The 11789-nt window shown below is 57.6% G+C and carries 12 protein-coding genes; 11 read left to right on the forward strand and 1 reads right to left on the reverse strand.

Annotated features, from left to right (window positions below; all coding sequences use genetic code 11):
* The first annotated feature begins 324 nt into the window (after positions 1–324).
* Positions 325–1326: an adenosine deaminase gene (gene add, locus FN633_RS03800; RefSeq protein ID WP_154056804.1), complete on the forward strand. Its 1002-nt coding sequence runs from the start codon at positions 325–327 to the stop codon at positions 1324–1326.
* Between the two features lie 61 nt (positions 1327–1387).
* Here add and FN633_RS03805 read toward each other — a convergent pair whose 3' ends face one another.
* Positions 1388–2428 carry an oxidoreductase gene (locus FN633_RS03805; RefSeq protein WP_154056805.1) on the reverse strand — a complete coding sequence of 347 codons (1041 nt, stop codon included), beginning with the start codon at positions 2426–2428 and terminating at the stop codon, positions 1388–1390.
* Positions 2429–2662: 234 nt separating this feature from the next.
* Between FN633_RS03805 and blr the strand changes: the two genes are divergently transcribed.
* From blr to dtpA, 10 genes are all read left to right on the forward strand, one after another.
* Positions 2663–2788 (forward strand): division septum protein Blr, encoded by a 126-nt coding sequence (blr, locus tag FN633_RS03810; protein WP_042393736.1) that lies wholly within the window; start codon positions 2663–2665, stop codon positions 2786–2788.
* Positions 2789–2935: 147 nt separating this feature from the next.
* Entirely contained in the window at positions 2936–3388 is a 453-nt protein-coding gene (locus FN633_RS03815) for a DUF2569 domain-containing protein (RefSeq protein ID WP_154056806.1), read from the forward strand.
* A 78-nt stretch (positions 3389–3466) separates the two neighbouring features.
* Complete coding sequence (gene rsxA, locus FN633_RS03820; protein ID WP_042393740.1) at positions 3467–4048, forward strand: electron transport complex subunit RsxA; 582 nt, start codon at positions 3467–3469, stop codon at positions 4046–4048.
* The gene (gene rsxB / locus FN633_RS03825) at positions 4048–4626 is read left to right on the forward strand and encodes an electron transport complex subunit RsxB (RefSeq protein ID WP_154056807.1); all 579 of its coding nucleotides are present in this window, start codon (positions 4048–4050) and stop codon (positions 4624–4626) included. The genes rsxA and rsxB overlap by 1 nt, the downstream gene beginning before the upstream one ends.
* Positions 4619–6604, forward strand: a complete 1986-nt coding sequence (gene rsxC, locus FN633_RS03830; RefSeq protein ID WP_154056808.1) for an electron transport complex subunit RsxC — start codon at positions 4619–4621, stop codon at positions 6602–6604. Before rsxB ends, rsxC begins: the two co-directional genes overlap by 8 nt.
* Positions 6605–7657 (forward strand): electron transport complex subunit RsxD, encoded by a 1053-nt coding sequence (rsxD, locus tag FN633_RS03835; RefSeq protein WP_154056809.1) that lies wholly within the window; start codon positions 6605–6607, stop codon positions 7655–7657.
* A gap of 9 nt (positions 7658–7666) precedes the next feature.
* The gene (gene rsxG, locus FN633_RS03840; RefSeq protein WP_154056810.1) at positions 7667–8287 is read left to right on the forward strand and encodes an electron transport complex subunit RsxG; all 621 of its coding nucleotides are present in this window, start codon (positions 7667–7669) and stop codon (positions 8285–8287) included.
* A 3-nt stretch (positions 8288–8290) separates the two neighbouring features.
* Entirely contained in the window at positions 8291–9007 is a 717-nt protein-coding gene (locus FN633_RS03845) for an electron transport complex subunit E (protein ID WP_154056811.1), read from the forward strand.
* Positions 9007–9642, forward strand: coding sequence for an endonuclease III (gene nth / locus FN633_RS03850; protein WP_154056812.1), 636 nt, complete (start codon positions 9007–9009; stop codon positions 9640–9642). Before FN633_RS03845 ends, nth begins: the two co-directional genes overlap by 1 nt.
* A 571-nt stretch (positions 9643–10213) precedes the next feature.
* Complete coding sequence (dtpA, locus tag FN633_RS03860) at positions 10214–11719, forward strand: dipeptide/tripeptide permease DtpA (RefSeq protein ID WP_154056813.1); 1506 nt, start codon at positions 10214–10216, stop codon at positions 11717–11719.
* Positions 11720–11789 lie beyond the last annotated feature (70 nt).

Consider the following 11789-nt stretch of genomic DNA (forward strand, 5'->3'; position numbering starts at 1 on the left):
GTGTCATGTAGCGGGAAAAGTGTAAACGATACTACATTTCCCCGATTGATACTTTTGTTTTTCCGCCCCCATTGCCAGCAAGCAAGTGCTTTATTCGTAACGAACCCGGGCATAAGCATATGACCTCTCCTTTCGTACATATGCCAAGTCAGAGTGGCAGATGCCTCATAAGAGAAGCTCATTCATCACCTCGCCACTGATTTCCGGGATCAATGCTTTATGATGATTTATATTGCGCAAGAGAAATTTTCCTTGCGCAATATAGCTTTCCGTAGCGTTTTATTTTTATAATGCTCTGCACTTCATCTAAAAAAGAGTGCAACCATGATTGACGCTAACCTGCCTTTGACCGACATTCACCGCCATCTGGATGGCAACATCCGGGCGCAAACCATTCTTGACCTTGGCCGTGAGTTTTCCCTTACCCTGCCCGCCGACTCGCTTGAATCGCTGCGTCCGCATGTCCAGGTGACCGCTAACGAACCGGATCTGGTGAGCTTCCTCGCGAAGCTGGACTGGGGTGTCAAGGTGCTGGCCTCGCTGGAGGCCTGCCGTCGCGTGGCGTTTGAGAATATGGAAGATGCCGCACGCAACGGGCTGCACTATGTTGAGCTGCGCTTCTCCCCCCGCTATATGGCAATGACCCACGGTCTGCCGGTCGCGGGCGTCGTTGAAGCGGTCATTGAGGGCGTGCGCCAGGGCAGCGAGGCCTTTAATGTCCAGGCTCGCCTGATCGGTATTCTAAGCCGCACCTTTGGTGAGGATGCCTGCGTTGAGGAGCTGGAGGCGCTGCTGGCCCACCGCGATGCCATCACCGGGCTGGATCTGGCCGGGGACGAGCTGGGCTTCCCCGGTAGCCTGTTCCTGACCCACTTTAACCGTGGACGCGACGCGGGCTGGCACATTACCGTCCACGCCGGTGAAGCCGCCGGGCCGGAGAGCATCTGGCAGGCGATTCGCGAGCTGGGCGCGGAGCGTATCGGCCACGGGGTGAAAGCCATTGAGGATCGGGCCCTGATGGATTTCCTCGCCGAGCAGCGCATCGGGATTGAGTCCTGTCTGACCTCCAACATCCAGACCAGCACCGTCGCATCGCTGGAAGCGCATCCGCTGAAAACCTTCCTTGAGCACGGCATTCTGGCGACCATCAACACCGACGATCCGGCGGTTCAGGGCGTAGATATTATTCATGAATATCGCGTGGCGGCCCCGCAGGCAGGCCTGAGCCAGGCGCAGATCCGCCAGGCACAAATCAACGGCCTTGAGGTGGCGTTCCTGAGTGCCGCAGAGAAGCAGGCGTTAAAAGATAGCCTGCGCACCGCGTAAAAAATGCCGCCCAGGCGGGCGGCACATTCGTTAATGTCGGGCAGAGTTACGTCAGGCAGCGTTATGCCAGGCAGAGCGTTGAGCGATGTTTAGCCGACTCCATACCTAGCTCGATCAGCTCCATAATCTGAATCGCCTGGCTGGCGGGAACCGGGTTCTCGCCCACGCCGTTCAGCGCATCGCGAATGCCGGCATAGTAAGCCGGATAGTTCCCCGGTACGGTGAGCCAGCTCTCCTCAGCGACCTCTTCACCCTGCACGCGGGTCAACACGCCGTCGCGCATATCATAGCCCCAGTCCTCCTGCGGCAGTCGCTCGCCATTTTTCAGCCGCTCCTCCTGCGGGTCGAGGCCATACTTGACGTAGCTCCCGCGAGTGCCGTGCACGATATAGCGCGCCGACTCGGCCGCCGCCAGCAACGTTCCGTGCAGCACGACACGGCGCTGGGGATAGCTCAGCACCGCATGGAAATAGTCCGTGGCCTGCGCCCCTGGGCGCAGCTGGGCTAGATCGACGGTCAAACTCACCGGCAGGCCAAAGAGATTTACCGCCTGGTCGAGCAGGTGCGGGCCCAGATCGTACCAGATACCACTCCCCGGCCCGGCCAGCTCGCGCCAGCGGTTACGCACCTGCGGACGGAAGCGATCGAAATGCGACTCAAAATAGGTCACCTCACCCAGCGCGCCGTCGGCCAGCAGCGCCTTCACCGTCAGGAAATCACTGTCCCAGCGGCGATTGTGGAACACCGAAAGCACGCGCCCCAGCGATTTCGCCAGCGCATCCAGTTCACGCGCCTGTGACAGTGTCACGGTGAAGGGTTTATCCACTACCACGTGTTTGCCCGCCTCCAGCGCCGCCTTGGCAAGCGGGAAATGGGTATCGTTGGGCGTCGGGATGACAATCAGATCGAGAGTCGGATCGTTGAAAAGGTGTTTAGGTTCAGAGACGACCGGCACCGTTGGCCAGTCCGCCTTCACTTTCGCCTCATCGCTGCTGGAGATCGCGGCCAGCTCCATGCCCGATGTGCCGTCAATCAGCGGGGCGTGAAATGTCTTGCTGGCGTAACCGTAGCCAATTAATCCGACCCGAATTTTATCATTCATCGTGCTGCCTCTCATCAGTGCGTAGGGATAGTTCAATCCTAAACATAATTTTCTCAAAACATAGTGTTCACAATAATATGCATTTTATAACTTATCTAAAACATCCTATAGCACACTTTAACGTTCCAATTGCGAATAGGCCGAAAATATGGTTTGTTACTTGCTGAGGCTTTTTTGCATCGATACTATGCCATTTCTATATACAGGGAGAAATAGAAAAGTATGTCTGGAATAATGAACCGAATCATTGAATTAGCTGGGTGGGTTGTGCTGGGCGTAAGCGCCATACTGCTGGGGGTTGCCAGCCATATTGATAACTACCAGCCGCCGGAACCTGCTGCTACCGTTCAGGCAAAATAGCGCACGCCCGCGTTATTTTTAAACGCTTGCCGCGACGGTCATTTGTCGCCAAGTGCGGTAGGAAATAGCGCGGGTAGCATTCGCTGTATAATCCTTTATACTCTCGCCCTGCAAAAGAGATTGAGCCACGCCAGGGGAGAGAATGATATGACCGCAACGCCTGTTGAACGCCCTGCTGAACGCATTGGTGGATGGTTGCTCGCCCCGCTCGCATGGCTGCTGGTCTCCTTGCTGGGTACGCTGCTGGTGGTAGCGCGATTTTCCGCTGTGCTGCTGACGCCTGAGATGACCGCCGTGCTGAATGCTCAAAGCGCCGGAGATAAAACGCTGTGGTATACCTCGTTTATCTTTGCTATCGCCATGGGCGGTTACACCCTGTGGCTGACCGTCGCGTTCTTTAAACGCCGTCGGCTGGTGCCGAAGCACTATATTATCTGGCTGCTCATCACCATTCTGCTGGCGCTGAAGGCGTTTGCATTTTCGCCGGTTTCGGATACCCTGGCGCTGCGCCAGCTGCTGTTTCCGCTGCTGGCTGCCGCGCTGATCGTGCCCTATTTCAAGCGATCGCAGCGGGTCAAGAAGACCTTCGTAAACCCATAATTAACCCTATTCGTTGTACTGTTGTCGCCCGGATCGATTTATCCGATAATAGGCGGCTACTCTTTTTCAGGCTGAATAATGACTGATTACCTGTTGCTGTTTGTCGGAACCGTACTGGTTAATAACTTCGTGCTGGTTAAGTTCCTGGGCCTCTGTCCGTTTATGGGGGTCTCCAAAAAGCTGGAGACGGCCATGGGGATGGGGCTGGCGACGACCTTTGTGCTCACGCTGGCCTCTATTTGCGCATGGCTGATCGACACCTTTGTTCTTATTCCGCTCGATCTCATCTACCTGCGCACCCTGGCCTTTATTCTGGTCATCGCCGTGGTGGTGCAGTTCACCGAGATGGTGGTACGCAAAACCAGCCCAGCGCTCTATCGCCTGCTGGGGATCTTCCTGCCCCTGATCACCACTAACTGTGCGGTGCTGGGCGTGGCGCTGTTGAACATCAACCTCGGTCATAACTTTTTACAGTCGGCGCTGTACGGTTTTTCCGCTGCCGTCGGCTTCTCGCTGGTGATGGTTCTGTTTGCCGCTATTCGCGAACGTTTAGCGGTGGCGGACGTACCGGCACCGTTCCGCGGTAACGCCATCGCGCTGATTACCGCGGGTTTAATGTCTCTGGCCTTTATGGGCTTTAGTGGTCTGGTGAAGCTGTAATGTCTGCTATCTGGATAGCCATTGCGGCCCTGAGCGTGCTCGGGCTGATCTTTGGCCTGATTCTCGGCTACGCCTCGCGCCGTTTTGCGGTGGAGGACGATCCGGTCGTCGAAAAAATAGATAACCTGCTGCCGCAAAGCCAGTGTGGCCAGTGCGGCTACCCCGGCTGTCGCCCCTATGCCGAAGCCGTAGGCAGCCAGGGCGAGAAGATCAACCGCTGTGCGCCAGGCGGCGAAGCGGTGATGCTTAAAATCGCCACGCTGTTGAACGTCGACCCGCAGCCAATTGGTGACGATGCCGAGGCCGTTGAGCCGGTACGTATGCTGGCGGTCATTGACGAGCCGAACTGCATTGGCTGTACCAAGTGCATCCAGGCCTGTCCGGTTGACGCTATCGTCGGCGCAACCCGCGCCATGCACACGGTCATCAGCGATCTCTGCACCGGCTGTAATCTCTGTGTTGCTCCGTGCCCGACGCAGTGTATCGACCTGCGTCCCGTCGCGACAACGACTGAAAGCTGGAAATGGGATCTGCAAACCATTCCGGTACGCATTATTCCTGTGGAACAACATGCTTAAGCTATTCTCCGCGTTTAAAAAAGATAAGCTCTGGGATTTCAACGGCGGCATCCATCCGCCAGAGATGAAAACTCAGTCAAACGGTACGCCGCTGCGCCAGATCCCGCTGGCGGGGCGTTTCGTCATTCCTTTGAAGCAGCACATCGGTGCTGAGGGCGAGCTGTGCGTCGCCGTGGGCGATCGCGTCCTGCGCGGCCAGCCGCTGACCCACGGTCGTGGACGTATGCTGCCGGTACACGCCCCCACCTCCGGGACGGTTGTAGCGATTGCCCCCCACTCTACCGCGCATCCGTCGGCGCTGGCCGAGCTGAGCGTCATCATTGATGCTGACGGCGAAGACCGCTGGATTGAACGCGACGGCTGGAGCGACTATCGCTCCCGCTCCCGTGCCGAGCTGATTGAGCGTATCCACCAGTTTGGCGTGGCCGGGCTTGGCGGCGCGGGCTTCCCGACCGGCAATAAACTGCAGGGCGGCGGGGATAAAATTGAAACGCTGATTATTAACGCCGCCGAGTGCGAGCCGTATATCACCGCCGACGATCGCCTGATGCAGGACTGCGCCGCGCAGATCGTCGAGGGCATTCGGATCCTTGCGCATATTCTTCAGCCGCGCCAGGTGCTGATCGGTATTGAAGATAATAAGCCGCAGGCTATCTCGATGCTGCGGGCGGTGCTGGCGAATGCGCACGACATCATGCTGCGCGTGGTCCCGACCAAATACCCTTCCGGCGGCGCAAAACAGCTGACGCAGATCCTCACCGGCAAGCAAGTTCCGCACGGTGGTCGTTCGTCAGACATCGGCGTGCTGATGCAAAACGTGGGGACCGCCTTTGCCGTTAAGCGTGCAGTTGTCGATGGCGAACCCCTTACCGAGCGCGTCGTGACCCTGACCGGCGAAGCTGTTGCGCAGCCGGGTAACGTCTGGGCGCGGCTGGGTACGCCGGTGCGCCACCTGCTTGATGCCGCCGGTTTTTGCCCCTCCGGTGAACAGCTGGTGATCATGGGCGGCCCGCTGATGGGCTTCACCCTGCCGTGGCTGGACGTGCCGGTGGTCAAAATTACCAACTGCCTGCTGGCCCCTTCGGCCAGCGAAATGGGCGAGACGCAGGAAGAGAAAGGCTGTATTCGCTGCAGCGCCTGTGCCGACGCCTGCCCGGCGGATCTGCTCCCGCAGCAGCTCTACTGGTTCAGTAAAGGCCAGCAGCACGATAAAGCCACCGCCCATAACCTGGCGGACTGCATCGAGTGCGGGGCCTGCGCCTGGGTCTGCCCAAGCAATATTCCACTGGTGCAGTATTTCCGTCAGGAGAAGGCCGAGATCTACGCTATCGCCCAGGAAGAGAAGCGTGCCGCCGAGGCGAAGATCCGCTTTGAAGCGCGTCAGGCCCGTCTGGAACGTGAGAAAGCGGCACGTCTTGAGCGTCATAAGAAATCCGCTGCCCAGCCAGCCGCCAAAGATAAGGATGCGGTGAATGCCGCCCTGGCCCGCGTGCGTGAGAAACAGAAGCGCGCCACCCAGCCGGTGGTGGTTCAGGCCGGTGCCGAGCCAGATAACAGCGCGATGATTGCCGCTCGCGAAGCCCGCAAGGCCGAGGCCCGTGCGCGTCAGGCTGAAAGAGCCCAGCAGCCAGCCGCAGAGACCACAGCCGAGTCCGTCGATCCGCGTAAAGCTGCGGTAGAAGCCGCTATCGCTCGGGCGAAAGCGCGTAAAGCGGCCCAGACACCTGCTCCAGAAGCTTCGCCTGAACCTGTAGCCGTTGAGCCGGCCGCCGCGGCCGATCCGCGTAAAGCCGCCGTCGAGGCCGCTATCGCCCGTGCGAAAGGGCGTAAGGCACAGCAGCAGGCTGCCGAGAAGGTCGTGAATAAAATAGTAGATACCCCGGCAGCCAATGACGATCCGCGTAAAGCGGCCGTCGCTGCGGCGATTGCCAGGGCTCAGGCTAAGAAAGCCGCAAAACAGGCAGTTAACGAGGAATAGATGGTTTTTCGAATCGCAAGCTCCCCCTATACGCACAATCAGCGCCAGACATCACGGATTATGATGCTGGTTCTGCTCGCGGCCCTGCCCGGTATCGCCGTGCAGACGTGGTTCTTTGGCTGGGGGACGCTGGTACAGATCGTACTGGCAGGCATCAGCGCCCTCGTCGCTGAAGGGTTAGTCCTTACGCTGCGTAAACAAAATGCAGGCGCCATCCTTAAAGATAACTCTGCCCTGCTGACCGGTCTGCTGCTGGCGATCAGTATTCCGCCGTTCGCCCCATGGTGGATGGTGGTTCTGGGCACCATTTTTGCCGTGATTATTGCCAAGCAGCTCTACGGCGGCCTTGGGCATAACCCCTTTAACCCGGCGATGATCGGCTACGTCGTGCTGCTGATCTCCTTCCCGGTGCAGATGACCAGTTGGCTACCGCCGCATGAGATTGCCGCCAACGTGCCCGGCTTTATGGATGCGCTTCAGGTTATCTTCACCGGTCACAGCGCGGGCGGTGCCAATATGGACACCCTGCGGATGGGCATCGACGGGGTTAGCCAGGCTACCCCGCTGGACACCTTTAAAACCTCGCTGCACGCCGGTCACAGCGTCGATCAGATTATGCAGTACCCTATTTACAGCGGCGTGCTGGCAGGCGCGGGCTGGCAGTGGGTCAACCTTGCCTATCTGCTTGGTGGAGTCTTCCTGCTGGGGAAAGGCGCGATCCGCTGGCATATTCCGGTTAGCTTCCTTGTGACGCTGACCCTCTGCGCCACGCTGGGCTGGCTGTTCTCGCCGGAAAGCCTGGCCTCGCCGACGCTGCATCTCTTCTCCGGCGCGACCATGCTTGGGGCCTTCTTTATTCTCACCGACCCGGTCACCGCCTCGACAACCAACAAAGGTCGCCTGATCTTTGGCGCATTGACCGGGATGCTGGTATGGCTCATCCGCAGCTTTGGCGGCTACCCGGACGGCGTGGCCTTTGCGGTGCTGCTGGCGAATATCACCGTGCCGTTAATTGACTACTACACGCGTCCGCGCGCGTATGGCCATCGCTGAGGAGCCGCCATGTTAAAGACCATGCAGAAACACGGCGTAACGCTGGCGCTCTTCGCCGCCTGCTCTACCGGCCTGACGGCAGCTATCGCCCAACTGACCAAATCCACTATTGCCGAGCAGGCTGCCATCCAGCAGAAGACGCTGTTTGACCAGGTGGTGCCGGACAATATCTATAATAACGATCTTAGCCAGAGCTGTTATTTGGTAAACGCTCCAGAGCTGGGCAAGGGCGAACGGCGGATCTATATCGCCCGCCAGGACGACAAGCCCGTGGCGGCGGTGATGGAAGCTACCGCGCCGGATGGTTACTCCGGCGCTATTCAGCTGCTGGTTGGCGCAGATTTTAACGGCACGGTGCTGGGCACGCGGGTTACCGAGCATCATGAGACGCCGGGGCTTGGCGACAAGATCGAACTGCGCCTCTCCAGCTGGATCACCTCTTTCAGCGGCAAGAGCATTGCGGGTGCGTCTGATAGCCACTGGGCGGTGAAGAAAGACGGCGGCGATTTTGACCAGTTTACCGGTGCAACCATCACCCCCAGGGCGGTGGTGAACGCCGTTAAACGTGCTGGCCTGTATGCGCAAACCCTGCCCGCCCAGCTTAATTCCTTACCCTCTTGCGGAGAGTAGACCATGAGCGAAATTAAAGACGTTATTGTTCAGGGGCTGTGGAAGAACAACTCGGCGCTGGTGCAGCTGCTGGGGATGTGCCCACTGCTGGCCGTGACCTCCACCGCCACTAATGCCCTGGGTCTCGGTCTGGCGACGACGCTGGTGCTGACCCTGACCAACCTGACCATCTCCGCCCTGCGCCGCTGGACGCCCTCAGAGATCCGTATTCCGATCTACGTCATGATCATCGCCTCGGTGGTGAGCGCGGTGCAGATGCTGATCAATGCCTATGCCTTTGGACTCTATCAGTCGCTGGGGATCTTTATCCCGCTGATCGTCACCAACTGCATCGTGGTGGGTCGCGCGGAAGCCTTTGCGGCGAAAAAAGGCCCGGTGCTCTCGGCGTTGGACGGCTTCTCTATCGGCATGGGGGCCACCTGCGCCATGTTCGTGCTCGGCTCCCTGCGCGAAGTGCTGGGTAACGGCACGCTGTTTGACGGCGCGGATGGCCTGCTGGGCAGCTGGGCGAAGGTGTTGCGCATTGAGGTGTTCCATACCGATTCACCTTTCCTGCTGGCGATGCTGCCTCCAGGCGCGTTTATTGGCTTGGGCATGATGCTGGCAATAAAATACCTCATCGATGAGCGGACTAAAAAACGTCAGGCAGCCGCAGCAGCCGCTTCACCTGCCGTCGATACCGCTAATGTAGAGACCCCTGCCACGCCCGGGAAGGCATAATGAACAAAGTAAAACGTCTGGAGATTTTGACCCGTCTTCGGGAGAATAATCCGCACCCCACCACCGAGCTGAACTTTAACTCACCGTTTGAGCTGCTGATTGCGGTTCTGCTCTCAGCCCAGGCCACTGACGTCAGCGTCAACAAGGCGACGGCGAAGCTCTACCCTGTCGCCAACACGCCAGAGGCGATGCTCTCCCTTGGCGTGGAGGGAGTGAAGTCCTATATCAAGACCATCGGCCTGTTTAACAGCAAGGCGGAGAACGTTATTAAAACCTGCCGGATCCTGCTGGAGCAGCATGGCGGCGAGGTGCCGGAGGATCGTGCCGCGCTGGAGGCGCTGCCTGGCGTTGGACGCAAAACCGCCAACGTGGTGCTGAACACCGCCTTTGGCTGGCCGACCATTGCCGTCGATACGCATATTTTCCGCGTCAGTAACCGAACGCAGTTCGCTCCGGGTAAGAACGTTGAGCAGGTGGAAGAGAAGCTGTTGAAGGTCGTCCCGACCGAGTTTAAGGTCGACTGCCACCACTGGCTGATCCTCCATGGCCGCTACACCTGTATTGCCCGTAAGCCACGCTGCGGCTCCTGCATTATCGAAGATCTCTGCGAGTACCGGGAGAAGGTTTACGAGTGAGCTTCTCCCCGCCCTGCTTTTCCCCTTTATAATGCCAGCTTATGTTTTCATGCCAACGCAGGACGTGATAAAACTCGGCTGGTTATTACTTTTTAAGGTTAATCGTTTTTTTAATACAAAAAATTTCTATACATTTGTGATAGAGATCACTCAACCCGCCAGACGTTAAAAAAATGTTTCAATAGTAAGTCCCGCACCTGCACCAGACTGCACCCCATAAGCAATCAGCGGTAGATTAAACCACTGTTTTTAGCAATAGTGGGCCATTGCGCTGCTTGACGCCTGAAATAGCAGAACATATCGCCTTAGGCCCCAGGCTTCCGATTTTTTTTAGTGGAAAAAACTATCAAAATGCTAAAGCCGAAATTTAACGCTGAATAACATTCTTCCAACTGGCGCTTTATAGCGGTCAATTTATATGTAACAGATTATTACAAAGGTATTGCCTCAGCGTGCTGGATAGGGAACATTACCCGCCGTTTCCCCTCCCTTATAACTATAAGCTCGATGGACTCTGGCCATCGCGCACTGAACACCCCCGTTAATATGGGATGTAAAAAAAGAGGTATATGTGTCGACTGCAAACAACAAACCAACTGAGAGCGTCAGCCTGAACGCTTTCAAACAGCCCAAGGCGTTTTACCTGATCTTCTCCATTGAACTGTGGGAGCGTTTCGGTTTCTACGGCCTGCAAGGGATCATGGCAGTGTACCTGGTGAAACAGCTGGGTATGTCAGAATCCGACTCAATTACGCTGTTCTCCTCCTTCAGCGCCCTGGTATACGGTCTGGTGGCCATCGGCGGCTGGCTGGGTGATAAGATCCTCGGTACCAAACGCGTTATCCTGCTGGGCGCGATTGTGCTGGCAATCGGCTATGCGCTGGTGGCCTGGTCCGGTCATGATGCGGCCGTTGTCTATATGGGTATGGCGACCATTGCGGTAGGTAACGGCCTGTTTAAGGCCAACCCCTCTTCGCTGCTCTCTACCTGCTACGCGAAAGACGATCCGCGTCTTGATGGCGCGTTCACCATGTACTACATGTCCATCAACATCGGCTCGTTCTTCTCTATGCTGGCGACCCCATGGCTGGCGGCGAAGTTTGGCTGGAGCGTGGCCTTCTCGCTGAGCGTGGTCGGGATGCTGATCACCGTCGTGAACTTTTTATTCTGTAAGCGTTGGGTTAAACAGTACGGCTCGAAGCCGGACTTTGAACCGCTGCGCGTCGGTAGCCTGCTGGCCACCATCGCGGGCGTTGTGGTCCTGATCGCCGCTGCGACCTGGCTGCTGCACAACCAGGGCATCGCCCGTATGGTACTGGCGGTTGTGGCGCTGGGTATCGTGATTATCTTTGCCAAAGAGACCTTCTCAATGCACGGCGCGGCGCGTCGTAAGATGATCGTGGCCTTTATTCTGATGCTGCAGGCGATTGTGTTCTTCGTCCTCTACAGCCAGATGCCGACCTCGCTGAACTTCTTTGCCATCCGCAACGTTGAGCACTCTATTCTGGGTATCGCCTTCGAGCCGGAGCAGTATCAGGCCCTGAACCCGTTCTGGATCATTATTGGTAGCCCAATTCTGGCCGCTATCTATACCAAGATGGGCGACACGCTGCCGATGCCGTTTAAGTTTGCCTTCGGGATGGTGCTCTGCTCAGCCGCGTTCCTGATCCTGCCGCTGGGGGCTAAATTTGCCAGCGACGCCGGGATCGTCTCTGTGAGCTGGCTGATTGCGAGCTACGCCTTCCAGAGCATCGGTGAACTGATGATCTCCGGTCTTGGTCTGGCGATGGTGGCCCAGCTGGTTCCACAGCGTCTGATGGGCTTTATCATGGGTAGCTGGTTCCTGACCACCGCCGGGGCAAACCTGATCGCGGGCTACGTGGCTAACATGATGGCTATCCCGGAAAACGTGACCGACCCGTTGATGTCACTTGATGTCTATGGCCGCGTGTTCCTGCAGATTGGTATAGTGACCGGCGTTATCGCGGTGCTGATGCTGCTCACCGCGTCGAAGCTGAACCGCATGACGCAGATGGATGAGAAAGACTTAGCCGAGTCTAAAGCCGCCTCCGCGTAACGGTACTGGGAAACGCAAGCCAACAAAAAGCCGCTGAGAAATCAGCGGCTTTTTTGGTTAAACAGCGATG

The organism is Pseudescherichia vulneris, assembly GCF_902164725.1.
Classification (GTDB): domain Bacteria; phylum Pseudomonadota; class Gammaproteobacteria; order Enterobacterales; family Enterobacteriaceae; genus Pseudescherichia; species Pseudescherichia vulneris.